26 protein-coding genes are annotated in these 25634 nt (G+C 73.1%); 12 read left to right on the top strand and 14 right to left on the bottom strand.

All coding sequences use genetic code 11. The annotated features are described in order from the left end of the window. The first annotated feature begins 162 nt into the window (after positions 1-162). From ACLE50_RS14060 to ACLE50_RS14070, 3 genes are all read left to right on the top strand, one after another. Positions 163-867, top strand: a complete 705-nt coding sequence (locus tag ACLE50_RS14060; protein ID WP_410943970.1) for a DUF4253 domain-containing protein — start codon at positions 163-165, stop codon at positions 865-867. Between the two features lies 1 nt (position 868). Then, on the top strand, positions 869-1903 hold the full coding sequence (locus ACLE50_RS14065) for a MoxR family ATPase (protein WP_410943971.1): 1035 nt from the start codon (positions 869-871) through the stop codon (positions 1901-1903). Between the two features lie 75 nt (positions 1904-1978). Continuing rightward, positions 1979-2257 carry a hypothetical protein gene (locus ACLE50_RS14070; RefSeq protein WP_410943972.1) on the top strand — a complete coding sequence of 93 codons (279 nt, stop codon included), beginning with the start codon at positions 1979-1981 and terminating at the stop codon, positions 2255-2257. Between the two features lie 4 nt (positions 2258-2261). Here the strand turns inward: ACLE50_RS14070 and ACLE50_RS14075 are convergent, their stop codons facing one another. Further along, positions 2262-3578: an MFS transporter gene (locus tag ACLE50_RS14075; RefSeq protein WP_410943973.1), complete on the bottom strand. Its 1317-nt coding sequence runs from the start codon at positions 3576-3578 to the stop codon at positions 2262-2264. A 53-nt stretch (positions 3579-3631) separates the two neighbouring features. On the opposite strand from ACLE50_RS14075, the gene ACLE50_RS14080 reads away from it, so the two are divergent. Together ACLE50_RS14080 and ACLE50_RS14085 are read left to right on the top strand one after the other, a co-directional pair. Continuing rightward, positions 3632-4150, top strand: a complete 519-nt coding sequence (locus ACLE50_RS14080; protein WP_410943974.1) for a GNAT family N-acetyltransferase — start codon at positions 3632-3634, stop codon at positions 4148-4150. A gap of 135 nt (positions 4151-4285) precedes the next feature. Next, positions 4286-5656 carry an amino acid permease gene (locus tag ACLE50_RS14085; protein ID WP_410944170.1) on the top strand — a complete coding sequence of 457 codons (1371 nt, stop codon included), beginning with the start codon at positions 4286-4288 and terminating at the stop codon, positions 5654-5656. Here ACLE50_RS14085 and ACLE50_RS14090 read toward each other — a convergent pair. The 4 genes from ACLE50_RS14090 to ACLE50_RS14105 all read right to left on the bottom strand — a co-directional run bounded on the left by ACLE50_RS14090 (position 5625) and on the right by ACLE50_RS14105 (position 10012). Beyond that, positions 5625-5843 (bottom strand): hypervirulence associated TUDOR domain-containing protein, encoded by a 219-nt coding sequence (locus ACLE50_RS14090; protein ID WP_410943975.1) that lies wholly within the window; start codon positions 5841-5843, stop codon positions 5625-5627. The two genes, ACLE50_RS14085 and ACLE50_RS14090, sit on opposite strands and share 32 nt — an antisense overlap. A 245-nt stretch (positions 5844-6088) precedes the next feature. Beyond that, entirely contained in the window at positions 6089-7009 is a 921-nt protein-coding gene (locus tag ACLE50_RS14095) for an 8-oxoguanine DNA glycosylase OGG fold protein (protein WP_410943976.1), read from the bottom strand. Beyond that, entirely contained in the window at positions 7006-8991 is a 1986-nt protein-coding gene (locus ACLE50_RS14100; RefSeq protein ID WP_410943977.1) for a M13 family metallopeptidase, read from the bottom strand. The genes ACLE50_RS14095 and ACLE50_RS14100 overlap by 4 nt, the downstream gene beginning before the upstream one ends. Before the next feature lie 76 nt (positions 8992-9067). Next, entirely contained in the window at positions 9068-10012 is a 945-nt protein-coding gene (locus ACLE50_RS14105) for an alpha/beta hydrolase (RefSeq protein WP_410943978.1), read from the bottom strand. A 141-nt stretch (positions 10013-10153) separates the two neighbouring features. Here ACLE50_RS14105 and ACLE50_RS14110 point away from each other — a divergent pair, with 141 nt between their 5' ends. From ACLE50_RS14110 to ACLE50_RS14120, 3 genes are all read left to right on the top strand, one after another. Next, the gene (locus tag ACLE50_RS14110; RefSeq protein WP_410943979.1) at positions 10154-11050 is read left to right on the top strand and encodes a helix-turn-helix domain-containing protein; all 897 of its coding nucleotides are present in this window, start codon (positions 10154-10156) and stop codon (positions 11048-11050) included. Then, positions 11047-11685, top strand: coding sequence for a hypothetical protein (locus ACLE50_RS14115; protein WP_410943980.1), 639 nt, complete (start codon positions 11047-11049; stop codon positions 11683-11685). Before ACLE50_RS14110 ends, ACLE50_RS14115 begins: the two co-directional genes overlap by 4 nt. Positions 11686-11753: 68 nt before the next feature. Next, positions 11754-12665 carry a TauD/TfdA dioxygenase family protein gene (locus ACLE50_RS14120; protein ID WP_410943981.1) on the top strand — a complete coding sequence of 304 codons (912 nt, stop codon included), beginning with the start codon at positions 11754-11756 and terminating at the stop codon, positions 12663-12665. Positions 12666-12704: 39 nt separating this feature from the next. On the opposite strand, the gene ACLE50_RS14125 is transcribed toward ACLE50_RS14120, so the two are convergent. Both ACLE50_RS14125 and ACLE50_RS14130 read right to left on the bottom strand, forming a co-directional pair. Beyond that, entirely contained in the window at positions 12705-13190 is a 486-nt protein-coding gene (locus ACLE50_RS14125; protein ID WP_410943982.1) for a hypothetical protein, read from the bottom strand. A gap of 67 nt (positions 13191-13257) precedes the next feature. Next, positions 13258-14526 carry a threonine synthase gene (locus tag ACLE50_RS14130; RefSeq protein WP_410943983.1) on the bottom strand — a complete coding sequence of 423 codons (1269 nt, stop codon included), beginning with the start codon at positions 14524-14526 and terminating at the stop codon, positions 13258-13260. A 92-nt stretch (positions 14527-14618) separates the two neighbouring features. Between ACLE50_RS14130 and ACLE50_RS14135 the strand changes: the two genes are divergently transcribed. Continuing rightward, on the top strand, positions 14619-15056 hold the full coding sequence (locus ACLE50_RS14135; protein WP_410943984.1) for a DoxX family protein: 438 nt from the start codon (positions 14619-14621) through the stop codon (positions 15054-15056). Between the two features lie 38 nt (positions 15057-15094). Further along, complete coding sequence (locus tag ACLE50_RS14140; protein ID WP_410943985.1) at positions 15095-15907, top strand: Fpg/Nei family DNA glycosylase; 813 nt, start codon at positions 15095-15097, stop codon at positions 15905-15907. A gap of 4 nt (positions 15908-15911) precedes the next feature. On the opposite strand, the gene ACLE50_RS14145 is transcribed toward ACLE50_RS14140, so the two are convergent. From ACLE50_RS14145 to ACLE50_RS14165, 5 genes are all read right to left on the bottom strand, one after another. Beyond that, positions 15912-16052 (bottom strand): hypothetical protein, encoded by a 141-nt coding sequence (locus ACLE50_RS14145; RefSeq protein WP_410943986.1) that lies wholly within the window; start codon positions 16050-16052, stop codon positions 15912-15914. Positions 16053-16140: 88 nt separating this feature from the next. After that, positions 16141-17493 (bottom strand): MFS transporter, encoded by a 1353-nt coding sequence (locus ACLE50_RS14150; protein WP_410943987.1) that lies wholly within the window; start codon positions 17491-17493, stop codon positions 16141-16143. A 61-nt stretch (positions 17494-17554) separates the two neighbouring features. After that, the gene (locus tag ACLE50_RS14155; protein WP_410943988.1) at positions 17555-17923 is read right to left on the bottom strand and encodes an RNA polymerase sigma factor; all 369 of its coding nucleotides are present in this window, start codon (positions 17921-17923) and stop codon (positions 17555-17557) included. Positions 17924-17957: 34 nt separating this feature from the next. After that, positions 17958-18998: a DNA polymerase IV gene (locus ACLE50_RS14160; protein ID WP_410943989.1), complete on the bottom strand. Its 1041-nt coding sequence runs from the start codon at positions 18996-18998 to the stop codon at positions 17958-17960. A gap of 25 nt (positions 18999-19023) precedes the next feature. Continuing rightward, entirely contained in the window at positions 19024-19626 is a 603-nt protein-coding gene (locus tag ACLE50_RS14165) for a hypothetical protein (RefSeq protein WP_410943990.1), read from the bottom strand. Positions 19627-19976: 350 nt separating this feature from the next. On the opposite strand from ACLE50_RS14165, the gene ACLE50_RS14170 reads away from it, so the two are divergent. Both ACLE50_RS14170 and ACLE50_RS14175 read left to right on the top strand, forming a co-directional pair. After that, positions 19977-20420: a hypothetical protein gene (locus tag ACLE50_RS14170; protein ID WP_410943991.1), complete on the top strand. Its 444-nt coding sequence runs from the start codon at positions 19977-19979 to the stop codon at positions 20418-20420. Between the two features lie 102 nt (positions 20421-20522). After that, the gene (locus ACLE50_RS14175) at positions 20523-21488 is read left to right on the top strand and encodes an NADPH:quinone oxidoreductase family protein (RefSeq protein ID WP_410943992.1); all 966 of its coding nucleotides are present in this window, start codon (positions 20523-20525) and stop codon (positions 21486-21488) included. 68 nt (positions 21489-21556) lie between these two features. Here the strand turns inward: ACLE50_RS14175 and ACLE50_RS14180 are convergent, their stop codons facing one another. Next, a complete protein-coding gene (locus ACLE50_RS14180) occupies positions 21557-23284 on the bottom strand; it encodes a hypothetical protein (RefSeq protein ID WP_410943993.1) in 1728 nt (575 codons plus the stop codon). Positions 23285-23531: 247 nt separating this feature from the next. Further along, a complete protein-coding gene (locus ACLE50_RS14185) occupies positions 23532-25343 on the bottom strand; it encodes a BCCT family transporter (RefSeq protein ID WP_410944171.1) in 1812 nt (603 codons plus the stop codon). Positions 25344-25634 lie beyond the last annotated feature (291 nt).

The following is a 25634-nucleotide window of genomic DNA, read 5'->3' on the forward strand; positions in this document are numbered from 1 at the left end:
GTGCATGTGAGGCCCGACAACAAGAACCGATACCGACACGAATCGGCTGCACCGGACTGCGAAGCCGATCCCTGCGCACCGCGCCGCGGCTCCCGGTGCCCAACCGGCGATCTTCCCGGGGCATCCGGAGCCGAATCCGGCCCCGCGGTCGTCCAAGGGGGCATGACACTCACCGACGACGGCTCCACCGGCGCCGTCACCTTCGTCGACAGCCCCGCCCCCGAGCTCTACGGCAGCCTCCTGCACAGCGCCCGGGCCACCGGCCGCTGCCCGGTCCGGGTGCGCCGCAGCGACCTGAAGCACTCCTTCGGCGCCGTCCCCGACCCGGCCGTGATCGACGCGCTCGACGGGCGCGAGGTCCTCGCGGACTGGTGGCGCGGCCCGTGCCGGCCGGACTGCCCGTGCGGAGTCCCGTTGCCGGAGACGATTCCGCAGGCGCGGATCGTCGACTCGTACCCCGACCTGTCGCGGCGGGCCGCCACGCTGGAGGAGGCGGCGGCCTACGCGCGGTTCCTGCAGCCGGGTGAGCTCGCCGTCGTCGCCGCCCACCGGCCCGCGGACACCCCGGCGGTGCTCGGCTGGCCGGGTGCCGGCAACTACGTGCACGAGGACCTCGCGTCGATGTCGGCGGTGCTGAGGTACTGGGAGTCCCGCTGGGGTGCACTGGTGGTGTCGTTGAGCCGGTCGCGGATGACGCTCACGGTCGCGAACCCGCCGACCACCGACGAGGAGTGCGTGCAGGCCGCGGGGGAGCACATCGCGTTCTGCCCGGACCAGCAGGACCCGCAGAACGGCGACTTCTACTCCCTCGAGCGGTACGGGCACATGATCCGTGGCGCCCGCGCATGGGGATTCTGGTGGGACTGAGATGACGACCTACGCCTACGACGACAAGGCCTCGTCGATCATCGCCACCTGGCCGACCGGCGACGGCGCCGTCGCCGAGCGCGTCGCCCGCGTCCCGCGCCAGTGGGACCCCGACGAGGCCCGGCGCCTCGCCGGCGCGCTCACCCGGCTCTCGCAGTTTCTCTGGCTCGCCTACTCCGAGCTGACCGCCGACGAGCTGCACCCGTTCCGGCTGGTCGAGGCCGTGCGCTTCCCGAACCGGCCGGCCGGCGGGACCCAGGCGATCATGGGGGACCCGCAGGTGGAGGCCGCGCACGTCGTCGGGCGGCTGGTGGCCGCGGCCCCGGGCCGGGCGCTGCACGAGGCCGTCGTCCGCGACGTCCGGGCCGAGATCGACGCCGTGCTCCTCGCCGACGACGGCATCCTCGACGGCCGGTCCCGGCAGGGCGTCGCGCACGTCCGCCCGGTCGCGTCCGAGGACCAGCTGACGGCCGCGCACGCCCTGCTCCACGACGACCCGGTCGGCCCGCCGCAGCTGCTCACCGATGTCGAGCCGTGCGCCGCCGCGATCGCCGCGCTGCGCTGGCTGCAGGCCGCGGCCGAGCACGTCGCCGCGCTCGTCGGGCACACCCCGGACGACGTCATCGCGCTCGCCGAGGCCATCGGCCACGAGGACCTGCACATCGCCCACGACCTGCTCGACGCCCGCCGTGACAGGGTCCCGGCCGAGGACGTCGTCCGGGACCGCCTGGAGGAGGCGGTACTCGCCGGGCGCGGGATGTTCGTCGTGTGCCCCGTCGGCCAGGTGCCGGTCGCGCCCGGCGACCCCCACAAGGACCGGCTCATCAACACGCTGCTCGCCCCGTCGGAGCCGGGGAAGTGCCTGCTCGACGGCCTGCTGCGTGGCCTGCACGGCTGCTTCCGCGTCTACCTCGACGAGATCACCGGCCGGCCACGGCCCGGCGACGACCGCCGGCTCACCGAGCACCAGTGGCTGGCGGAGCTGCGCACCCGCTACACACTCGCCGTACGCGAGCAGATGAGGCCGGTGGGATGACGACCCCGTTCGCGGTTGCGAATGCCGCGGCCCGACCACGGCAACCGATCATTCGGCGCTCGTACCGTCCGGCGGATGAACATCGAGGCCGGGACGTCATACGGGACCACGCCGGACGCGCTGCTGAGCCAGATCACCCCGGACGAGGTCGTCGCCGTCCACGCCCTGCTCGCGACCCGCGCGGAGCAGCTTCGCGCGCTGCCCGCCGACGGCACCGGGCGGACACGGGACGCACAGATCCGGGCCCTGCGGGAGGCCGCGGACCGGGTGCGGGAGGCCGCCCGGGAGTGCGGCTACAGCGACCGGACGGTCGAGCTCGCCGTACGGTGCACCCGGCGGCACTTCGCGCGGTAGCCGCTCAGTCCTTCGTCAGCGCCAGCGTGACGATCCCGGCGACCGGCAGCACGAGCAGCAGGAACAACGCCGCCGCCGACCCGAGGACCGGTGCGAACCCGCCGACCACGGCGGACCCGATGCCGGCCCCGGCGAGGAAGCACAGCGTCGCGACACCGATGGCCCCGCTGCGCCGGTCCGCGGTGACCGCGCCACCGACCGCGGCGATCATCGCGGGCTGCCCGCAGCCGAACGCCAGCGTCACCGTCGCGGGCGCGACCGCCAGCAGCCACACCCAGTCGGTGGCGATTCCGACCCCGGCCGCGACCAGGCCGACGGCGGTCACCACACACGCGGCGAGCAGCGTCCGCCGCGGCCCGACGCGGGCCAGCATGCGGCCCGCCACCGTCGGGCAGGCCAGGGCGACGGCCGCGGACGGCAGCATCATCAGCCCGGTGTGCAGCGGCGTCCAGCCGAGCTTCGCCAGCGCCAGCGGAATGCCCAGCAGCAGCGCGAACCAGCTCGCGGGAATCGCCGCGGCGCACAGCGAGCTGCGCACCACCACGGCGTTGCGCACGACCGACTGCGGCAGGAACCCGTGCGGACGGTGCCGCACCCACAGCGCCGCGGCCGGCACCCCGGCGACCAGGAGCACCGCTCCGACGACGGCGGCGACGGCCCCCGCGCTGGGGGACTGGATCAGCAGGACCAGCCCGGTCGCGGCGACCGCGACGGTGGCGGCGCCGACCAGGTCGAGCCGGGCGCCGTCGCCGGGGACCACCGAGCGGCTCCACAGGTACGGCACCGCGAGCACCGCGAGGACCGGCAGCGCGACGGCGAAGCGCCATCCCCCGAGCGTCGCGGCGGCCCCACCGAGCAGCGGCCCGAGAGTCGAGATCAGCGCGGAGACCCCGGCGAGGCGGCCGAGGGCGGCACCGCGGGACTCGGCCGGGGTCCGGGCGCTGAGCAGGGCCGATCCCAGCACCGGGACAGCGGCGGCGCCGAGGCCCTGCACGAGGCGGGCGGCCATCAGCAGGCCGAAGTTCGGGGCCAGCGCGGCGCCGAGCGCGCCGGCGGCGAGCAGGACCGTGCCCAGGCAGAGGGGCAGCCGGATCCCGACGGCGTCGGCGAGCCTGCCGTGCACCGGGGTCGCGACGGCCAGCGCGACCGCGTATCCGCTGATGATCCAGGCGGCGGTGCCCGTCGGCACCGCGAGCTCGTGGGACAGCAGCGGCAGCGCGACCGTCACCCCCGAGGTGCTCATCCCGGCCAGCCCGAAGAGCAGGCCGGCCACCACGGACAGCAGACCGGTCCGGTGGACGGGTGGTGCAGTCGTCGTCACATACCGATACCTACCGGAGGAAAGCGATCATTTCATCGTGATTCGATGCGGATGTGCACATCCGCGATGCCCGTCCCGGGGCCGACGCCCCCGCCTGCGCGGCGATCTACGCCCCCTACGTGCGGGACACGGTGATCAGCTTCGAGACCGAGGTGCCGTCGGCGGCCGACATGGCCGAGCGGATCGTGGCGGCCCAGGACCGGCACGCCTGGCTGGTCGCCGAGGACGAGGGCGAGATCCTCGGCTACGCCTACGGCAGCCCGTTCAAGCCGCGCCCCGCCTACGCGTGGTCCTGCGAGGTCAGCGTCTACCTGCACCCCGACGCCCGGGGCCGGGGCCTGGGCCGCACGCTCTACGACGTGCTGCTGCTCCGGCTCGCGGAGCGGGGGATGGTCGTCGCGCTGGCCGGGATCGCCCTGCCGAACGAGGCGAGCATCGGGTTGCACCGGGCCGCCGGGTTCGCCGAGGCCGGGGTCTTCGCCGGGGTCGGCTGGAAGCTCGGCGCCTGGCGCGACGTCGCCTGGTACCGCCGTGCGCTCGTCGAGCCGCCGGCGGCCGGACCAGTGCGCTGATCCGTGCGCCGTGGCCCCCTGCGAGGATCGCCGGTCGTGGAACGCAGGGGCACGCACGAATCGGCCGCCGCAGGTCCGGACCCGGCCGCTCCGGGCAACGCTGCTGCACCGGACACCGCCGACGGGCGGACGGGGCTGCGCCGGGACTTGAACGGCCGCCAGATCGGGATGATCGCCGTCGGCGGCGCGATCGGCACCGGGCTGTTCCTCGGCTCCGGGCTCGCGATCTCGATCGCCGGCCCGGCCGTGATCGTCGCCTACGCCGTCGCCGCGGTCGTCGCGCTGGCGCTGGCCTACGCGCTCGCGGAGATGGTCGTGAAGCACCCCGAGGCCGGTGGGTTCGGGCCGATCGCGCAGCGCTATCTCGGCGGCGGAGCCGGGTTCGTCCAGCGGTGGATGTACTGGGCCGCGCAGGTCGTCAACATCGGCAGCGAGGTCGTCGCGGCGGGGCTCTACCTGCAGTTCTGGTACCCGCAGCTGCCGTTGTGGATCCCGGTCGTCGGGTTCTCGGTGGTCATGCTGGCGATCAACGCGAGCGCGGTGCGGCTGTTCGGGGAGACCGAGTACTGGTTCTCGATGATCAAGGTCGTGGCGATCGTCGCGTTCATCGCGGTCGGCCTGGTGACGATCGTGTTCGGGCTGCCGGGCAGGGAGCCGGCGGGTGTCGGCGCGCTCACCGGGTTCGGCGGTTTCGCCCCGAACGGGATCGGCGCGATCTGGCTGGCGCTGACGGTGGTGACGTTCTCGTTCCTCGGGACCGAGGCCGTCGCGGTGACCGCGGCGGAGTCCCGCGAGCCCGGCCGCGACATCCCGCGCGCCGCGCGGCGCACCGTGCTGCGGCTGGCGGTGTTCTACATCGGCGCGATGCTGGTGGTGGTCACGATCCTGCCGTGGAACACCGTGTCCACCGGCGAGGAGATCACCGAGTCGCCGTTCGTGCGGCTGTTCGCCGACGCCGGTGTCCCCGCCGCCGCAGCGATCATGAACGCGGTCGTGCTCACCGCGGCGCTGTCGGCGATGAACACCAACCTCTACGTCACCGCGCGGATGACCTACTCGCTGGCCACTGACGGCTACGCGCCGCGGGCGCTGGCGGTGACCGGCCGCAACGGGGCGCCGCGCCGGGCGCTGCTGCTGTCCGCGGCCGGCCTCGTGATCGCGTCGCTGGTGTCGGTGTTCGCCGAGGCGACCGCGTTCCCGCTGCTGGTCGGACTGGCGCTGTTCGGGGCGCTGACCACCTGGCTGCTGATCTTCGCCAGCCACCTGGTGTTCCGTCGCCGCACCGCGGACGACCCGTCACCGGTGCGGCTGCCGGGCGCGCCGTACACGACGGTCGCGGCGATGCTGTTCGTCGCCGCCGTCCTGCTGACGACGCCGTTCACCGACCAGTTCTCGACGGCGTGGAAGGCCGGGGTCCCGTTCCTGGTGCTGCTGGTCGTGCTCTACCTGGTCGTACGGCGGCGCCGCCGCCGGGTCACGCCTTCTCGAGCTCGGAGTGGAGCTTGAGCACGGTCTGCCCGTCGGACTGCTCCAGCACGTAGGCCGGGTTGTCCTCGGTCCCGTTGCGGGACTGGGTGGACCCGTTGATCTCGCGCTCGATGCGGTCGGTCGCCGAGTCGACGACCTTGGCCTCGGGGCGGCCGTTGCCCCAGTTCCACGCGACCCACGTGCCCTTGGCGAACCTCTGCGTCATGGCTCGCGGATACCCGGGTCGCGTCCGGCGAACCGCGTGACGCAGTTGCTCGTGCGTCGCCGCAGCGAGCATGCTCTGCGGATGGTTCCTCACGATCCGGGCTGCGGTGAGCAGCTGTCGAGCAGCGCTCGTGTCCGCCGGCCCGGTGCGTGGGCGGGCCGGATTCGCATGTGCGCGGACGTCGATGAGGTCGACGCCGAGATCGCCGAGCTGATCATGTCCGGCCCGGTTGAGCCGGACGCCGATCAGGAACCGGTATCGGTGGACCGGGCGACGAGGTCGTCGAGCTCGTCGAGAGGCCGGGCGAACTCGGACTCGCGATCCGGGAACTGATCGGCGACGAGCTCACGGACACGGAGCAGCGCCGTCGGCAGATCATCGGCGACCTCCGCACGGCCGACCGCCTTCCATGCGGAGTCGAAGATCAGCAGCTCGACCTGGTCGGATCGGATACCCAGCTCGGACGACCAGGCGTCGAGGATCTCGAGGTACCGGCGGTACACCGGCCAGCTCCATGCGGCGATCTTGGGTGCGAAGGTCGTGTGGGTGCGGAACCACCCGGCCACGATGCTGTCGAGAACCGGGCAGACCGCATCGTCACGCCCTGCGGTCAGGGATGCGAAGTAGAGGAACTTCGTTCCGAACGCGGGCCCGAGGTACTTCAGCTTGTTCCCGGCCATCGCCTCGAACGCAGCCTTGCGGTCTCCCTTGTGCGCGTCGTCGAGTGCTTTCGCGAGGACGCCCGGGGCGTGCGGGTTGAGGTCGAGCACACGCCGGGTTCGGTAGGGGCCCAGACCGACTGGGCCGTAGCCCCAGACCATCGCGGCGATGAAGGCATCGGTCACGAGCGCCAGATCGTCAGCAGACTCCGCCGCGACCTCGAATTGCCGGGTCACCGCATTCCGCGACACTCGCTCCGGCAACCGGTCGAAGACGGCGCGATCTCCGAGCCACCGTCGCCAGGTCCTCGGTGTCCACGAGCTGGGTTCCTGCTCGGGCCGGGCGTCGTTCCACGCATCGAACCGGCGTCGGAGGTCGTCCGGAATACCCGGGAGGTCGCTCATGTCGGCCGAGCTTAGAGATTGACCATCACAAATGGATCGGACTTCACCAGGACGAGCGAACCCGGCGCCGGGGAACGAACCCCGGCGCCGGGCACGGCTCACCAGATCCGCACGCGCTCCTGCGGATCGGTGTAGAGCCCGTCGGACTCACCCACCTCGAACACGTCGTGGAAGGTGTCCAGGTTCGTCACGATGGCGTTGCAGCGCAGGTCCGGCGGCGAGTGCGGGTCGGTCGCGAGCCGGCGGATCGCCTCCGCGTCGCGGGTGACGGCCCGCCAGATCTGGGCCCAGCCGTAGAACACGCGCTGCTCACCGGTCAGCCCGTCGATCACCGGCGGCTCGGCGCCCTCGTTGGCGATCGCGTACGCCTTGAGCGCGATCGTCAGCCCGCCGAGGTCGCCGATGTTCTCGCCGACGGTCAGCGCCCCGTTGACGTGGTGGTCCGGCAGCCCGATCGGCGACAGCCCGGAGAACTGGTCGATCAGCATCTGGGCGCGGGACTCGAACTCGGTGCGGTCCGCGGTCTCCCACCAGTCGTTGAGGTTGCCGTCGCCGTCGTAGCGGGAGCCCTGGTCGTCGAACCCGTGCCCGATCTCGTGGCCGATCACCGCACCGACCCCGCCGTAGTTGGCGGCGTCGTCGGCGTCGGCGTCGAAGAACGGCGGCTGCAGGATCGCAGCCGGGAAGACGATCTCGTTGAGCCGCGGGTGGTAGTAGGCGTTGACCGTCTGCGGGGTCATCAGCCACTCGTAGCGGTCGACCGGGCCGCCGAGCTTGGCGTACTGGAAGTCGTGCTGCCACTCCGCGGCCCGCGCGACGTTGCCGAGCAGGTCGGCCGGGTCGATGGTGAGCGTCGAGTAGTCCTTCCAGCGCTCGGGGTAGCCGACCTTCGGCGTGAACTTGCCGAGCTTGTCCAGCGCCCGCTCACGGGTCTCCGGGCTCATCCAGTCCAGCGTGGTGATCGACTGCCGGTACGCCTCGACGATGTTGGCGACCAGCTCCTCGATGCGCTCCTTGGCCTTCGGCGGGAAGTGCCGCTCGACGTAGAGCTGCCCGACGGCCTCGCCGACGGCGCCCTCGACCAGCGACACCCCACGCTTCCAGCGCTCCCGCAGCTCGGGGGTGCCGGACAGGATGCGGCCGTAGAAGTCGAACTCCTCCTCGACCAGATCGGTGGACAGGTACTCCGCGCACGACCCGGCGACGGCCAGTGCGAGCCAGGCCTGCCACTGCTCCAGCGGCCGGTCCGCCCACAGCCGCGCGGCGTCGGTGACGAAGCTGGGCTGGCGGACGATCACCTCGTCGTAGGCGTGCCCGGGCACGCCCAGCGCGTCCTCCCACTGCGCCCAGTCGAACCCGTCCCCGGTCTCGCGCAGCTGCTCGCGCGTCATCAGGGTGTAGGTCTTCTCCGCGTCGCGGTTGGTGACGTTGTCCCAGGACGCGTCGGCGAGCGCGGTCTCCAGGTCCATCGCCTGCTCGGCGACCCGCTGCGGCTCGGCCAGCCCGGCGAGCTCGGCGAGCTTCTGCAGGTGCTCGACGTACTTCGTGCGGATCTCCGGGTCGCCGTCCTCGCCGTAGTACGACTCGTCGGGCAGGCCCAGCCCGGCCTGGTTGAGGTTCACCAGGTAGCGGCTGGAGTCGCCCAGGTCGGTGGCGATGAACTCGGCGAACAGCGCGGCCCGGCCCTCCCGCTGGAAACGGCCGAGCAGCGTGGCGAGCGCGGGCTTGTCGGCCGCGGCGTAGATCTCGTCGAGCAGCGGACGCAGCGGCGCGACCCCCAGCTGCTCGACGCGCTCGGTGTCCATGAACGAGGTGTAGAGGTCCCCGACCCGGCGGGCGTCGCTGCCGGGCTCCGGCGACGACGACGCGCACTCCTCGACGATCTCGCGGACCTGCTCCTCGGCGCGATCGCGCAGCACGCGGAACGCGCCGTCCTGCGAGCGGTCGTCGGGGATCTCGTGGGTCGCGATCCACCTGCCGTTGACGTGCGTGAACAGGTCGTCCTGCGGACGGACCTCCGGGTCGACCCAGCGCAGGTCGAGGCCGGAGGGCCGCGTGGACGCGGCGGGCTCGGTGGTCGTCATGGCCCCATCCTGCCTGCCGCGCCCGGTGGAGACGAGAGCGACGGCACGGAGCGCGTCCGTGCCGCCCGCGGGGGAGCTATGCGGGCACCGGGGAGGCCGTCTCGGCCAGGTGCTCGGTGAAGAACGGCACGGCCTCGGCAACGGCACGGTCGACGTAGGCGTCGACGTCGTAGAAGTCCATGTGCGTGCCGCCCTCGACGATCACCAGCTTCTTCGGCGAACGGACCTTGCCGTGCAGCTTCGTGGTGTGCCACAGCGAACCCGCCTCGCTGCCGGCGACCGCCAGCAGCGGTGCGGTGAACAGGTCCTCCACCAGGTGGAAGGCGTCGAACGCCATGATCCTGGCGATGCTGCGGGTGAACAGCTTCCGGTTGTCCGCGTTCGGGTGCTGCGCCCGCGGGGTGCGGTAGTAGTCGCTCGCCTCGGCCATGTCGCGGGGCGTGGAGTCGTCCACCTGGTCGGGCTCGGGCACGTACGGGACGAACGCCTGCTCGGCACCCCGCGCCTCGGCGGTGCGCTGCTGGGCGGCGGCGTCGAGAGTCGGGACGGCGGCGCTCACCGGGTCGGCGCCGAACCAGCCCTGCCGGTAGCCGTCGCCGATGTTCAGCGCGGACACGGTGGTCACCGCCTTGATCCGGTGGTCGGTCATGGCCGCGTTCACCGCGTAGGCGCCGCCGGCGCAGATGCCGATGACACCGATCCGCTCGGGATCGACGAGGTCCAGCGACTGGAGGTGGTCGACCGCGGCGCGGACGTCCTCGACCCGGGCCGACGGGTCCTCCAGGTGATGCGGCTCGCCACCGGACTCGCCCTGGTGGGAGGCGTCGAAGGCCAGCGCGACGAAGCCCTGTGCGGCGAGCCGGTCGGCGTAGGTCCCGGCGGTCTGCTCCTTGACTCCGCCACCGGGGTGCACGACGACGACGGCGGGCAGCCCGGTCGCGTCGGTGGTGTCCACGCCGTCGGGCAGGTACAGGGCACCCGCCATGGTGATCGGGCCGTTCGGGAAGTCGATGCGCTCCACGGTGGAGCTCCTCTCGTCGAGGTGGCGTCGGTGAGGTCGCCACCGACACTGCCGCGCGCCGCCGGGGACCGGCAGGCGCCGCGTATCGGGGGGACCGGCAGCCCCTCCCTCCAGCCCGCAACCGGCCTAACCTCGGACGGCATGGCCCCCGAGACAGCCGGCGGAACCGACGCCACCATCGACCCCGCACGGGCGATCAAGGACTTCCTGACGACCCGCCGCGCGAAGATCACCCCGCAGCGGGTGGGCCTGCCCTCGGCCGGGCGTCGCCGGGTTCCCGGGCTCCGGCGCGAGGAGGTGGCGCTGCTCGCCGGGGTCAGTGCCGAGTACTACGTCCAGATCGAGCGTGGACAGGTCGGCGGTGTCTCGGAGGAGGTGCTGGGTGCCGTCGCGCGGGCCCTGGAGCTCGACGACGTCGAGACCGCGCACCTGCACGACCTCGTCGGCGCGGCGAGTGGGCGCCCCGTGCGGCGCCGCCGTACCGGCGCGTCCCGGACGGTTCCCGACGGCGTCCGGGCCCTGCTCGACGCGCTGGTCGGCGCCCCGGCGATCGTCCAGAACGGCCGGCTCGACCTGCTCGCCACGAATGCGCTCGCCGCGGCGCTCTACGCCCCGGCGCTGGAGGACCCCGAGCCGAACCTGGCCCGGTTCGTGTTCCTCGACGACCGCGCGGAGGAGATCTTCCCCGCCTGGGAACGGGCCGCGGACGACGTCGTCGCGCTGTTGCAGGTCGAGGCCGCCCGGAACCCCGACACCGCGGCGACGACGTCACTGGTCGGCACCCTCGCCACCCGCAGCGAGGAGTTCCGGGTCCGCTGGGCCCGGCACGACGTCCGGGCACATCGCCACGGGGTCAAGCGCTTCCGGCACCCGCTGGTCGGTGAGCTGTCGCTGCGCTTCGAGGGGCTGGAGCCGGCCGGAGCGCCGGGGCTGACGATGATCGGCTACACACCGGAGCCGGCATCGGTGTCGGAGGAGGCCCTCCGGTTGCTGGCGAGCTGGGTCACAGACCCGGCTCCGGTAGAACGATCACCATGACCGACCTGTGGGACGAGCTGTTCGAGCCGCCGGACCCCGCCGACGTCCTCGGGGACCTGTACGAGGTGGCCGAGGGCGTCTTCGACCTCTGCTACGACGGCTCCGAGCTCGCGTGGGCGGCCTGGGCCTGGGGTGTGCTCACCACCGCAGGCGCGACCGCCGCGGCTACCGAGTACGAGCGCGGCGAGCTGGTGCTGCGGCTGCTCGCGCTGCACCGGTTCCACCGCGAGCTCTGCGCCCGCGGCGCCGGGATCGGCGAGGCGGGGGAGTGGGAGGTCGACCCGGACCGTGTCCTCGGCGACCACCCGCGTATCCACCCGGTGCTGCTCGGGGTCATGGCCGAGCGCCGCAACCTGAACCTGGCCGACTCCGCCGACGCCGGCGACCTGGACTTCGACATCGCGGTCGCCACGACGGCCCTGGACCAGCTCGTCCGCTCGGAGTACCGGCACGTGGTGCCGCTGCTGACCGCCGCCGTCGGCGTCGACGACCTGACCGCGGCGACGCTGGTCTCGGTGCGCAACGGGGTGCGCTACCCGCTGCCGCCCGGCGACGTCCGGTCGATCATGTCCGACCTCGGCGACGCCGGGCGCTCAGCAGGTGAGTGGGTCCGACGGGGTGCCCGGCCCACCTGACCGGACACGTCTCCGTGGTGTGGACACCCGGTTGTCGGTACCCGTTACGGCCTTGCAACATCGTGGTCGTGACGATCTCGCTCGACCGAACCCGTACGACGCCGGCCATCGACCTCCTCGAGGGTGAGCGGACGCTGTGCCGCCTGCCCGGCGACGGGCCGGACCGACCGTACGAGCTGTTCACCGTCACCCCGCTCGGCCGGACCCTCGGCGCGGAGATCACCGGCATCGACCTCGGCACCCCGCCGTCCGCGGAGCTGCACGCCGAGCTGCGCCGCGCGCTGCTGGAGTGGAAGGTGCTGTTCTTCCCCGGCCAGGACCTGACCAGCGCCCAGCAGCGCGACTTCGGCCTGCTCTGGGGCGAGCTGGAGACCAACCCGATGCTCGACCGGGGCGACGCCGCCGACGTCGTCCGGTTCGGTGCCGGCGCGAAGACCTACGAGAACATCTGGCACGCCGACACCACGTTCCGGCCCGAGCCGGCGATGGGTGCGGTGCTGCGGATGGTGCAGACCCCGCCGTTCGGCGGCGACACCATGTGGGCCGACATGGCGTGCGCCTACGACAACCTGGATGCCTCGGTGCGCGCCCGGATCGACGACGCCGTCGCCGTGCACGACATGGTGCCCGGCTTCGCCCGCTTCCTCGACGGTGAGAAGCTCGACCGGCTGCAGGACCGGTTCCCGCCGGTCGTGCACCCGGTGGTGCGGACCCACCCGGAGACCGGGCGCCGCACGCTGTACGTGAACCCGTCGTTCACCACGCAGATCGTGGGCATGGACCCGGCCGAGTCCGACGCGCTGCTGCGCCACCTGTTCGCCCAGGCCCACGTCCCGGAGTTCCAGGTCCGCTACCGCTGGACCGAGGGCACAGTCGCGTTCTGGGACAACCGGGCGCTGCAGCACTACGCCGTCGGCGACTACCACCCGCACCGCCGCGTCGCCGAGCGCGTCGCGATCGCGGGGGACCGCCCGTACTGAGGTCCCGTCCGGCTCCTGGGACCCGGGCGGGCCGGGGTCTCAGGAGGCGGTGCGGCGCCACCGGCGCCGCGGGACCTCCGGCTCCGGCTCCTCCTCGTCCACCGGGGCGGCGATGGCCAGCTGCCCGGCCTGCGCGCCGAGCACCTCCAGGTGCGCCCGCACGTCGCCGTGGGTCGGGTCGAGCACGGCCTGCTCGGCGATCTCCGCGGCCCGGTCGACGGCGTCCTTGAACGACGCGCGCGCCGACCGCAGCCGGCCCGCGATCCGCTTCGCGGGCGGCTCGGTGACCCGGAACCGCGCCGGCTCGATGGAGTCACCCACGGTCGCCAGCCGGCGGACCGCCTCCAGCTCGGTGTCGAGCCGCTTGCCGATCTCGCCGAGCCAGCCCCGCACCTGCGCTGCGCCGATCACCGCGGTGATCCGGTGGAACCGTTGCACCTGGTCCGCGCAGTCGGAGACGTACCCGTTCCAGTACCGCGACAGCGGGGCGGGCGGGGGCTCGGGAGCGGATCGCAGGCGGGGCACGCCCTACAGGGTGCCGGATCGCACACACACGGTGCGTCACGGGTCCACAACGACGTGCGCCGCCCGGTCAGGGGATGACGCCGTCGGTGGCCAGTACGGGCGCGTCGGCGGTGACCGTGCCCGGGTAGATCAGCCCGGACCCGGTGTTGAGCACGACGACCTCGTCGGACTCCGCCAGCCACCCGGACTCGCGCAGCCGCCCGGCCGCGGCCACGCACGCCGCGCCCTCCGGGCAGATCCAGGTGCCCTCGTCGCGGGCCAGCGCGTGCTCGGCGGCCAGCAGCTCGTCGTCGGTGACGGCGACGGCGGTGCCGCCGGTGTCGTACACGGCGTCGAGCACGAGGAAGTCGCCCAGTGCCTTCGGCACGGTGATCCCGAACGCGACCGTGCGCGGGTCGGCCGGCGCGGTGGAGGTGCGCAGCCCGGCCTCGAACGCGTCGACGATCGGGGCGCAGCCGGCCGCCTGCACCGCCACCAGCCGCGGCATCGGGCCGGTGAGCCAGCCCAGCTCGATCATCTCCTGCAGCGCCTTGTGGATCGCGATGATCCCGACGCCGCCGCCGGTCGGGTAGAGGACGACGTCCGGGCAGCGCCAGCCGAGCTGCTCGGCGATCTCGTAGCCCATCGTCTTCTTGCCCTCGATGCGGTACGGCTCCTTGAGCGTCGACGTGTCCTGGTAGTTCGCAGAGTCCTGGTGACCCGGTCCGTCGCTGCTACCGGCGTTCCGGCGGGCCACGGCGTCGGCGACGAGCCGGCCGGCGTCACCGATCAGACCGTCGACCAGGTACAGCTCCGCCCCGGCGACGACGCACTCCCGCCGGGTGATCTCCGGGGCGTCGACCGGCATCGCGATCAGCGCGCCGAGCCCGGCGCGGGCGGCGTAGCAGGCCCAGGCGGCGCCGGCGTTGCCGTTGGTGGGCATGGCGATCGCGCGCACGCCGAGCTCCGCGGCGCGGGAGACGCCGACCGCGGCTCCGCGTGCCTTGAACGCCCCGGTCGGCAGCAGTCCCTCGTCCTTGAGCAGCAGCCGCGGCAGGCCGAGCCGGGCACCGGCGCGGGGCAGTGGCAGCAGCGGGGCCATGCCCTCGCCGAGCGTCACGACGTGCGCGGGGTGGCGGACCGGCAGTACCTCGCGGTAGCGCCACAGGGTCGGCGGCCGCGTCGCGATCTCCTCGCGGGTCACCGTCTCCCGGGCGCGGTCCAGGTCGTAGCGGGCCAGCAGCGGGGCGCCGTCGGGGGAGAGGCCCTGCACCACATCGGCGTCGAGGGTCACACCGGTCCGCGAGCACTGCAGGTGGGACAGCGTCGAGTGGGCAAGTCGGACATCGTCGGGCACCCTTCCACCGCACCCCGCGACGGGCCCGCGTGCAACTCCGGCACGGTATCCGTTACGGTGTCGATGAAAGTTCAATCGTTGAGAGGTACAGCATGCGCCCGCTTCCGTCCCCCCTGCCCGATCTCGCCCTGCTCCTGACCCGGATCGTGATCGGCATCGTGCTGCTCGCGCACGGCATCCAGAAGCTCGGCAACGGTGTCGGCGGTGTCTCGTCGATGTTCGCCGAGCTCGGCATCCCCGCCCCCACGCTGGCCGCGCTGTTCGCGATGTTCGTCGAGGTCGTCGGCGGTGCCGCGCTGCTGCTCGGCGTCCTGACCCCGGTCGCCGGGATCCTGGTGTTCCTCAACTTCGTGGGCGCCTACCTGACCGCGCACTTCGGTGTCACCGTCTTCGTCGACGACAACGGCTGGGAGCTCGTCGGCACCATCGCCGTCATCGGTGCGGTGCTCGCCGCGGTCGGCCCCGGGAAGTTCTCGGTCGACGCGCTCCTGGGCGGCAGGCACAAGCGCGCGGTGACCACGGTCTCCTGACGCGCGGACGGCCGCGCGCCGGTGCACCCTGGGCGACGATGCCCGAGGGACACACCGTGCACCGGCTCGCCCGGCTGCAGCACCGTCGCTACGCCGGACGGCCCGTCGCCGTGAGCAGCCCGCAGGGGCGCTTCACCGACGGGGCCGCCGCCGTCGACGGCCGGGTGCTCGAGGTCGTCGAAGCACACGGCAAGCACCTGTTCCAGCGCTACGCGCCGGACGCCGTCGTGCACGTCCACCTCGGTCTGTGGGGCCGGTTCGGCGACCACCGGCGCCCGGAGCGGCCGCCGCGCGGCCAGGTCCGGATGCGGATCACCGGCGAGGACCACTACGCCGACCTGCGCGGGCCCGCCGCCTGCGAGCTCCTCGACGACGTCGGGGTGAAGGCCCTGCGTGCCCGCCTCGGCGAGGATCCGCTGCGCGACGACGCCGAGCCCGAACGCGTCCGGGAGCGGGTCGCGCGGTCCCGGGTGCCGATCGCGGCCCTGCTGATGGACCAGTCGGTCGTCGCCGGGATCGGGAACGTGTTCCGCGCGGAGACGCTGTTCCGCACCGGTATCGACCCGATGACCGAGGGCCGCGCGCTGTCCGGCGAGCAGTTCGACCGGCTCTGGGCCGACCTGTCGGCGATGCTGCACGACGGCGAGCGGCGCGGCCGGATCGAGACGCTGCGCCCCGAGCACGACCCGGCCCGCCTCGAGCCGCCGGACCGCGGGTCGGTGTGCGCGAGCGTCGTCTACGCGTACCGCCGGACCGGGCGGCCCTGCCTGGTCTGCGGTACCCCGATCGCGCACCGGGAGTTCCGGGCGCGCAACCTGTTCTGGTGCCCGACCTGCCAGCGGAGCAGCTGAGTGGCTACTTGCGGTAGCCCTTCCGGCCGTTCCACGTCTTGCGCATGTCGGAGCGTGCGCGGCCGTCCTCGGCGGACTTCTGACCGGCGAAGAAGCCGAGGACGCCGCCGAGGAACAGCAGGAAGATGATGAATGTCAGGCTCACGGCGGCTTCCCCCAGGTGATCGTCCGGCGTCGTCGCCGGACTCGTTGTCACCGACGGTAGGTGCCGCCGACCCGCTGCTGTTGCGAAATCAACGATCCTGACTACGTGCGGCCGGTCCCCGCTGCCGGAACCCGAGCGCGATCATCGCGGACACCACCATCAGCGCCGCGACCACCCACATCCCGGCCTTCGCGCTGCCGGTGAGGTCCTGCAGCCAGCCGCTGACGAACGGCCCGGCGAACCCGGACAGGTTCCCGAACGAGTTGACCAGCCCGATCCCGGCCGCCGCGGCGGCGCCGGTGAGGTACCGGTCCGGCAGCGCCCAGAACGGCGGGATCGCCGCGAACACCCCCATCGCGCAGATCGTCACGCAGACCATCACCTGCAGCGGCGAACCGGTGTAGAGCGCCGCGGCGATCGCGGCGGCGCCGACCACGGCGGGCACCGCCACGTGCAGCGCACGCTCACCGGTCCGGTCGGAGTGCCACGCGGACAGCACCATCGCCACCGACGCGAACGCGTAGGGGATCGCGGTGACCAGCCCGATCTGCACCAGCGAGTAGGTGGTGCCGAACTGCTGCTGGAAGTCCTTGATGATCTTCGGCAGGAAGAACGCCAGGACGTAGAGCCCGAACACGACACCGAAGTACACCGCGCTGAGCGCGAGCACCCGCAGGTCGGTGAGCGCGGCCCGCACGCCGCGGTCGTGCCCCGGGCCGGCGGCGGCCTCGGCGTCGATCGTGGTCTCCAGCGCCCGGGCCTGCTCGGCGGGCAGCCAGCGCGCCTTGGCCGGGCGGTCGGGCAGCAGGAACAGCACCGCGATCCCGATCAGGACCGCCGGGATGCCCTCGACGAAGAACATGAACCGCCAGCCCGCGGCGAAGTACGGCGTGCCCTCGCCGAGCGAGATCAGCCAGGTCGAGACCGGGCTGCCGATCACCGAGGACAGCGGCACCGCCAGGAACAGCAGGGCCACGATCCGCGCCTTGTCCACCCGTGGGAACCAGTAGGTCAGGTACAGCAGCACGCCCGGGAAGAAGCCGGCCTCGGCGACGCCGAGGAGCACCCGCACGACGTAGAACCCGATCTCGCCCTGCACGAACGCCGTCGCCGACGCGACGATCCCCCAGGTCACCATGATCCGCGCGATCCAGAGCCGGGCCCCGACCTTGTGCAGGATGATGTTGGAGGGGACCTCGAAGAAGAAGTAGCCGATGAAGAACAGCCCCGCGCCCAGGCCGTACGCGGCGGCCGAGAGCCCGAGGTCGGCGTTCATCGTCAGGGCCGCGAAGCCGACGTTGACCCGGTCGACGTAGTTCAGCAGGTACGCCGCGAAGAGCAACGGCAGCAGCCGTACGGTCGCCGCCCGCACCCCCGCGCGGACCAGCGGCGCCTGCGCGTCCGCCGTCGTCGTGGGGTCGGGCGGGCCTGCCGTGCTCATCGTCGTGCTCTCCTCGGGGACGTCGTGGTGCAGCCGTGTCTCCACAGCCGTGTCTCGGTGGTCAGTCTTTCAACCACGCGTACGCGGTCTGCCGGGAGATCCCCAGCGCCTCGGACATCGCGCGGATCTCGCACCCGGCCGCCTTGCCCTCGCGCAGCAGGACCCGCTGGCGTTCGCGCAGCTCGGCCATCGCCTCGCCGGTCTCGCGCATCGCGTCGAGCAGCTCGGCCGCGGCGTCGGACGAGCGGCGGTGCCCGGCACCGGGGCGGTCGAACGCACGGACGGCCTCGGGGTCCCAGCGGCGGCGGCCGGCGTCGTCGCGGTCGGGGAGCGGGGCGGGTGCCTGGCCGCGGCTGACGTAGCCGTTCCAGGTGGTCACCTGCACACCCCAGTGCTCGGCACACTGCTCACCCGTCCACGTCTCCGGCATGCCGGTGAGCCCATCACACGGCGAGATCCGCAGGTCAGCCGGGCCCGGCCAGCTCCGCCCGCACACCGAGCAGCCGGACCGGGCGGTCCGGGTCGAGTTCGTCGAGCAGGGCGACCGCCACGGCGGCGAACGCGGCGGCGTCGCGGCCCGGCGGGGTCAGCGCGCGGCTGCGGGTGGTCGTCCGGAACCCGGAGGTGCGGACCCGGATACCGATCCGGACGGCGTCGCGGCCCTCGGCGTCGGCGTCGGCGGCGACCCGGGCCGCCAGGGTCCGCAGCTCGGCGTGCAGGGCGTCGCGGTCGGTGAGGTCGGCGTCGAACGTGGTCTCCCGGCTGCGCGAGCACGGCACCCACGGCCCGGTGTCGAGCTCGGTGCGGCCGATTCCGCGCCCCAGTGCCACGTAGTAGGGGCCGCGGGCCGGCCCCAGTCTCTCGGCGACGACGCCGGGTCGTGACTCGGCGAGCCCGGCGACCGTGGTGATCCCCAGTTCGGCCAGGGCGCGTGCGGTCGCCGTCCCCAGGCCGGGCAGTGCGTCCGGCGGGTGGTCGCCGAGGGTGGCGAACCAGTTCGCGGCGGTCAGCTCGTGGATCCGATCCGGCCCTGCTTTGGCGTAGCCGGTGGCGGCCTTGGCGCGCAGCGTGTTGTCCCCGATCCCGACCGCGCAGGTCAGCCCGGTCCCGGCGACGGCGTCGAGCACGCGGTGCGCGAGCGCGTACGGGTCGCCGTCGGTGCCGAGGAAGCACTCGTCCCAGCCGATCACCTCCACCGGCTCGCCGAGATCCCGCAGCACGCCCATGACCTGCGCGGACACCCGTTCGTAGTACGGCTTGTCGCTCGGCAGGAACACCGCGTCCGGGGCATGCTTCGCGAGCTTCCGGCGGGCCAGGCGCATCGGGGTACCGGACCGGACGCCGTGCGCGCGGGCCTCGTAGGACGCCGTCGCGACGACCGTGCGCTCGTCGGGATCTCCGCGCCCGCCGACGACCACCGGCAGACCGGCCAGCTCGGGGCGGCGCAGGATCTCGGCCGCGGCCAGGAACTGGTCCAGGTCGGCGTGCAGGATCCAGCGGCTCACCCGGCCGAACCTACGGCCGCGGCGGTCAGGGCCGCAGCGCGGCGACCACCCAGCGCAGCGACGACCGGTCGGTCCCGGTGGCCAGCAGCTCGGCCTGCTCGATCATCTCGGCGTCGGTGACGCGGGTGTCGTAGAGCCGCTCGACCACACCCGGGACGTCGCGGTACTCGCCGGGGATCGCCGTCGGCGGGCCGGGGATGCCGAGGCGGGAGATGAGCAGCCGCAGCGTGCGGAACCCGACCACCCGCATGCCCGGCGACAGCGCCGCGGAGACCGGGGGGCCGGAGGACCGCGGAGGCGGCGGCAGCGACGGGTCGTCGGCCGGAGCCGGCTCGCCGAGGCCGGGCATCGGGACGGCGCCGGGCGGCGAGCCCGGCAGCGTGATCGCGGAGACCGCGATGACGCCGCCGTCGAGCAGGGCCCAGGCGTCGATGGCGGGCCGGTGCGTCTCGCGGCCGGACGCGGTGGGCAGGTCCTGGGTGGTGAGCCACCGGCGCAGCCGCGGGCGGAGGTCCCAGCGGACGTCGAACACCCCGAGGCCGAGATCGGACGGGGCGAACACCTCGTCCCAGCGGGGACCGGCGGGGCCGCCCCCGGTCGCGGTGCCGGATTCGGACTGGATCGTCATGGCGCACCCCCGGCCGGACCTGCCCGGCCCGGACTCACGACGCCCGGTGACGCGAGTCACGAACGGGCCGGAAATCCAGTGTATGCAGGGCAGGAAGGGTGCACAGGGTGCCGCGGAGGGTCGTACCCGCAGAGGTGAAGCGCTGCGCCGCCCGGACTACGCGGGGTGGTCGTCGCCACGTCCATCCGGGACCCGGGTCACGCTCGGTCACCGTTTCGGGTGGTGCATGCGTGACACATGACACGAAGGTGTCACACCGTAGTCACCGGTGACGAGGCAGGATGGGGAAAGCGATCCACAGATGGCGACGACGTGGAGGCGGCATGAACGGGCGCGAGGGATCACCGGCCGTGCGTACGGGACCCATCCCGGAGGCGCGACGGCCGCTGGACGACGACCTGCCCACCCGCAAGGGCGTCACCGACGCCGACCGGGGGCGCGTGCTGGCCCGATACGCACGGCTGATGCGCTCCGGGCGCCCCGAGGTGTGCCGTCCGGGACGCCGTGAGCTGGAGGAACGCCGCAGGCAGGGTGCCGGGGCGGCGACCGGCAGCGACGGCAAGGTGATCTACCCGGACCGGGACGCGGCCGAGGCCGCGGCCCGCGAGCTGGAGGAGCTGGGCGGCCGCGCGCAGCGCGCCTACCTGTGCAGGCGGTCGCGGCGCGGGCACTTCCACCTGACGACCGACCACGTGGCCGAGCGCCGCGGCGACGGCCGGGTGCCGGCGCAACGGGTCCCGGAGGGCCGGGGGATCCCGGACGCGCTGGTCCCGCGGCCGCGCCCGTCGAGCTGACGCACCCGGTCCGGCACGAGCCGATGATCATCTCGCGTGGTGTGCTGCGCGCCCGCGTGGTTCAGTGACGGCGACCCGGTCGTCGTCGAAGGGGATCCTCCCGTGCGTGCAGTGCAGGTCGTCGAGCTCGAGGGGCCGTCCGCGGTCCGCGTCGCCGAGGTGGAGGCGCCGTCCCGCGCCGACGGCGAGGTGCTGATCGACGTCGCCGCCGCCGGGGTCAACTTCCCGGACGTCCTGCTGACCCGCGGGGCCTACCAGTACAAGCCCGAGCCGCCGTTCACCCTCGGCTCGGAGTGCGCGGGCACCGTCCGTGAGGCCGGGCCGCACAGTCGTTTCACCCCCGGTGACCGGGTCGTGGCGTTCACCATGTCCGGAGTGTTCGCCGAGACGATCTCGGTGCCAGAGGCCACCGTGCTCCCGCTGCCCGACGAGGTCGGTTTCGCCGAGGGCGCCTGCCTGCCGATGAACTACCTGACCGCGCACTTCACGCTGGTCACCCGAGGGAACCTGCAGGACGAGGAGACCGTGCTGGTGCACGGCGCGGCCGGTGGCATCGGCACCGCGGTCACCCAGCTGGCGACGGCGCTGGGCGCCACCGTCATCGGGGTCACCTCCACCGAGGCCAAGGCGAAGATCGCCACCGAGGCCGGGGCCGCGTACACCGTGCTCGCCGAGGGTTTCAAGGACGCCGTCGCCGCGATCACCGACGGCGCCGGGGTGAACATGGTCGTCGACCCCGTCGGCGGGGACCGGTTCACCGACTCGCTGCGCAGCACCGGCGCGCTCGGCCGCGTCATGGTCGTCGGGTTCACCGCGGGCGACATCCCGACGGTGAAGGTGAACCGGCTGCTGCTCAACAACATCGACGTCCGCGGCGTCGGCTGGGGCGCCTACGCGCTGGCCATGCAGGGTTTCGTGCAGCGCGAGTGGGAGGCGCTGGTGCCGCACCTGAGGTCCGGGGCGCTGACCCCGCTGATCAGCGAGCGGTTCGGGCTCGACCGCGCCGGGGAGGCCCTGGCCCGGATCGAGGACCGCGCGGTGACCGGCAAGGTCGTCATCGAACTCTGAACTGCCCCGGGCCCTGAACTCCGCTCGGCCCTGAACACCGCTCGGCCCTGAACTCCGCTGGGCGGGTCTCAGCCCGCGGGCTCCAGGTGGTGCCGGGTCGCGACCGGCCCCGTGCGCGGGGCGGCGGGGTCACGGGGGGCCGGTGCGGGACCGGTCCACGACGGCCCGGGGACCGGCGCACCGGCGTCGGCGACGTGCAGCCGGTGCCGGGCCGCGACCGCGCGCCCCGCCGGGCCGGCCTCGCCGAGCGCGTGCAGCGCCAGCGCCCGCTGGGCGGGCACCTCGCAGCGGCGCAGGAACCGGTCGAGCTCGCGCAGCGCCGCACCCACCGGCCGGGCCCGGACCCAGCCGGCCAGCTCGGTCTCGGCGACCTCGGCACGCACCCCGGCCATCCGGACGCAGAGGTACTCCAGGTCCTCGTCGGCCAGCTCGCCGGGAGCGGGGACGTGCACGCCCTGCTCCAGCAGGTACTCGTGCACCGCCCACAGCCCCATCGGGGTCAGCGCGACGACCGTCGGGTCCGGGTCGTCGCGGTGCGCGACCTGGGCGAGGTCGTCCAGCTCGTCGGGGTCGAGGGTCTCGGTCAGCTCGATCGCGCCGAGCAGCTCGCAGGCGTCGAGCAGCGCGGTGACGTCGCGGCGCCACAGCCGCTGCTCGACGTCACCGGCGAGATCGTCGACGACGCAGCCTGCCTCGGAGTTCACCGTCTCGCGCACGTGGCGGTGGAAGTGCTCCAGCGGCACCGGGCCACCACCGGCGGAGTACAGCGCCACCCACAGCATCGGGAACGCCTGCGACATCGACATCCCGAACAGCGACGGCGCACCGAACACGTCGGTGCCACCCAGGCTGTCGCCGAGCCGCCCGACGGCCTCGAACACCCGGCGCCACAGCTCGATCGGCCGGTTCAGCAGCGGGCCCGCGCTCTTCACCGCGACCAGGCGCCCCTGCACCGGGCGGACCAGCCGCGCCGCGCGCGCCCAGCGCAGCAGCAGCGACACCTCCGGCAGGTCGTCGCTGGTCCGGGCGGCCTCGCGGTAGAGGTGGTCGAGCTGCAGGTGCGCGGCCAGGTCGAGGGCGTCGGCGCGGTCGAGGCGCCCGTCGGAGGTGATCCGGCGCCCGGCCCGTACCCAGTGGGTCAGCCTGCGCAGCAGCTCCAGCGCCTCGGACGCCTCGGCGGCCTCGACCAGCGTCGCGGCTCCCGGCATCGGCACCGGCGGCAGCTCCGGCGCCCAGTCCGGGCGGGCCGGGCGCTCGGCGTCGCGGCGCATGATCTCGGCCAGCGCGTGCCGGTCGACGTCGGTCTCGCCGGCCGCGGCACGGTCGAGGAACCGCTGGACGGCGTAGGGGTCGGCCGGGTCGACGCCGTGCCGGTGCAGCTGCACGCCCCAGAACTTGCCGAGGTCGTAGTTGCGCTCGTCGGCGATGCCGTCGTGCAGCGCGGGAGTGGAGTCGAGGACCTGGCGGTGCAGCGCGTCCGGCTCGGCGGACTGCGGGTCGAACAGATCGTGCTCGTCGAGGAAGTCGATCAGCGCGTGGAACGCCGGGGGCACGTCGTCGGGGTCGAGGACGGTGACCTTGCGCGGGAACCACATGCCGAGCGCGTCGGCGACGTGGGCGCGGGTCCACCGGCCGAGCCGCCGGTCCCGGGCGTACTTGTAGTCGACGGCGGCGGCGACGAGCGTGGTGTCGGCCTCGACGCGTCGGCGTCGCGCCCAGACGGAGAACAGCTCCAGCAGGCGGCCCCGGGCCTCGGCGTACCCCTGGTCGTCGCCGGGGGTGAACACGAGACGCATTCGACCCACTGTGTCAGGTCCCTCCGTCGACTCGTGGCCGGGGTGGGGTTGATGATCCACTCCGGCGCCGGGTGCGTCACCGGCCCCGGCCCGCCGAGGCACTCCGGGCCGGTCCGCACGCGTGCATTCCGCTCTCCGGAGTGCAACGAGCGAACCCGGCCCGGGTCACCGTCGGGAGGCCGCCGGATCGGTCGTCCGGAGGTCCGCACCGGGGCGACGGGCGCGCCGTGGCCCGCCGCCCCGGTGGTCACCGCTGGTCGGCCCCGGTGTCCTGCTCCTGATGCGCGGCACCGTCTCCGGTGGCCTTCGCCGCACCGGTGCCGTCGCCGTTCACGGACCCGGCACCGTTGAGCGAGCCGGCACCGTCGGAGTCCGCCTCGCCGCCGGTGTCCTCGGTGCCGTCCTCGTGCACGACGGTCTCGCCGGGCTCGGTCATCGTGTAGCCCGGACCGGTGCCCGGGCCGGTGCTGCGCCGCGGGTTCGCCGCGTTGACCGGGAAGGCACCCATCTTCACGTAGAAGTCGTTGCCGTGACGCTCGGTCGCCCAGTCGACGGCCTGCTCCAGCACCTCGGCGCCCTTCTGGTCCCGCAGGATCAGCGGGTCCTGGCGCAGGTCGCGGAACAGCGCGAAACACAGCAGCACCATGATCACGACGAACGGCGCGGCGACCAGGATCGTGAGGTTCTGGATGCCGTCCAGGGCGTTCTCACCGCCGGTGACCAGCATCAGCACCGCGACCGCGCCCATGACCGCACCCCAGAAGATGACGATCCACTTGCTCGGCTCGATCGTGCCGCGCTGCGACAGCGTGCCCATGATGATCGACGCCGCGTCCGCACCGGACACGAAGAAGATCCCGACCAGGACCATCACCAGGATGCCGGTGACCGTGGCCAGCGGGTACTGCTCCAGCACCTGGAACAGCTGCACGTTCGAGTCGTCGGAGAACTGCCTGCCCTCCTGCGACTGGGTGATCGCGGTGCCACCGAAGATCGCGAACCAGACCAGCGACACCAGGCTCGGGGCGAGGATGACGCCGCCGACGAACTCGCGGATCGTGCGGCCGCGCGAGATGCGGGCCAGGAACATCCCGACGAACGGCGTCCAGGAGATCCACCACGCCCAGTAGAAGATCGTCCAGCTCGACAGCCACTCCAGCATCGGCTCGCCGCCGACGGCCTCGGTGCGCCCGACCATCTCGAAGAACTGGGAGAAGTACGCGCCGATCGACGTCGGCAGCAGGTCCAGGATGATCACCGTCGGGCCGGCGACGAACAGGAACAGCGCCAGTACCCCGGCCAGCACCATGTTGGTGTTGGACAGCCACTGGATGCCCCGCTCGACCCCCGAGACCGCGGACAGGATGAACGCCGCGGTGAGCACGATGATGATCGCCGCGAGGGTCCACGGGCTGACCGGGCCGTCGGTCCAGCCGACGGACTGCATGCCGCCGCCGATCTGGTACGCGCCCAGGCCCAGCGAGGCTGCGGAGCCGAACAGCGTCGCGAAGATCGCCAGGATGTCGATGCCCTTGCCGAGCGGGCCGTCGGCGGCCTTCTTCCCGATCAGCGGCACGAACGCGGCGCTGATGAGCTGCTTGCGGCCGCGCCGGAACGTCGAGTACGCGATCGCCAGGCCGACGACGGCGTAGATGGCCCACGGGTGCAGCGTCCAGTGGAACAGCGAGGTCGCCATGGCGGTCTGCATGGCCATGGTCGATCCGGCCTCGGCCGAGCCCGGGGGCGGCGAGGTGAAGAACGACAGCGGCTCGCTGACGCCGAAGAACATCAGCCCGATGCCCATGCCCGCGGAGAACATCATCGCGATCCAGGACACGGTCCGGAACTCGGGCTGCTCGGTGTCGGTGCCGAGGCGGATCTTGCCGAACTTGCTGAACGCGAGGAACAGCGCGAACGCGACGAACGCCGTCGCCGCGAGGATGAAGCCCCAGCCGCCGCCGCGGATCAGGCCGGTCAGCAGTCCGCTCGCGACCTCACCGAGGCCGCCGGGGCTGACGATGCCCCAGACGACGAACAGCAGCGCGAGAATCGCGCCGATCCCGAACACCAGCCTGTCGGTGCTCGGTCTCCCGTGGGGCCCGCCGGGCGGATCCGCCCCCTCGGCGCCGGTCGCGCCGCTCTCCCTGCGTGGTTCCACCTGTGTCATGTCGTCCGCCACGCGCCCGGTGGTGCGGGCGCGTGCCTCCCCTCCGTGGATCGTGCGGTGGCCGTCTACAGGCCCTCTCCGTCGATCAGCAGTCGGTCAACGGTCTCCTTGATGCCGGCCAAGTGTAGGTAAAGGCACCGACGAAATCGCCCTTCCGGGCAGTCCTTTTCGTCCTTGTCATCC

The sequence above is a fragment of the Pseudonocardia phyllosphaerae genome, from assembly GCF_046546475.1.
GTDB lineage: Bacteria > Actinomycetota > Actinomycetes > Mycobacteriales > Pseudonocardiaceae > Pseudonocardia > Pseudonocardia phyllosphaerae.

Bases quoted from the DNA above. Each gene is read 5' to 3' on its own strand.
- ACLE50_RS14065 (WP_410943971.1), top strand. From the start codon at position 869: ATGACGACCTACGCCTACGACGACAAGGCCTCGTCGATCATCGCCACC.
- ACLE50_RS14180 (WP_410943993.1), bottom strand. From the start codon at position 23,284: ATGCGTCTCGTGTTCACCCCCGGCGACGACCAGGGGTACGCCGAGGCC.
- ACLE50_RS14070 (WP_410943972.1), top strand. From the start codon at position 1,979: ATGAACATCGAGGCCGGGACGTCATACGGGACCACGCCGGACGCGCTG.
- ACLE50_RS14090 (WP_410943975.1), bottom strand. From the start codon at position 5,843: ATGACGCAGAGGTTCGCCAAGGGCACGTGGGTCGCGTGGAACTGGGGC.
- ACLE50_RS14100 (WP_410943977.1), bottom strand. From the start codon at position 8,991: ATGACGACCACCGAGCCCGCCGCGTCCACGCGGCCCTCCGGCCTCGAC.
- ACLE50_RS14110 (WP_410943979.1), top strand. From the start codon at position 10,154: ATGGCCCCCGAGACAGCCGGCGGAACCGACGCCACCATCGACCCCGCA.
- ACLE50_RS14060 (WP_410943970.1), top strand. From the start codon at position 163: ATGACACTCACCGACGACGGCTCCACCGGCGCCGTCACCTTCGTCGAC.
- ACLE50_RS14135 (WP_410943984.1), top strand. From the start codon at position 14,619: ATGCGCCCGCTTCCGTCCCCCCTGCCCGATCTCGCCCTGCTCCTGACC.
- ACLE50_RS14115 (WP_410943980.1), top strand. From the start codon at position 11,047: ATGACCGACCTGTGGGACGAGCTGTTCGAGCCGCCGGACCCCGCCGAC.
- ACLE50_RS14155 (WP_410943988.1), bottom strand. From the start codon at position 17,923: ATGCCGGAGACGTGGACGGGTGAGCAGTGTGCCGAGCACTGGGGTGTG.
- ACLE50_RS14140 (WP_410943985.1), top strand. From the start codon at position 15,095: ATGCCCGAGGGACACACCGTGCACCGGCTCGCCCGGCTGCAGCACCGT.
- ACLE50_RS14150 (WP_410943987.1), bottom strand. From the start codon at position 17,493: ATGAGCACGGCAGGCCCGCCCGACCCCACGACGACGGCGGACGCGCAG.
- ACLE50_RS14165 (WP_410943990.1), bottom strand. From the start codon at position 19,626: ATGACGATCCAGTCCGAATCCGGCACCGCGACCGGGGGCGGCCCCGCC.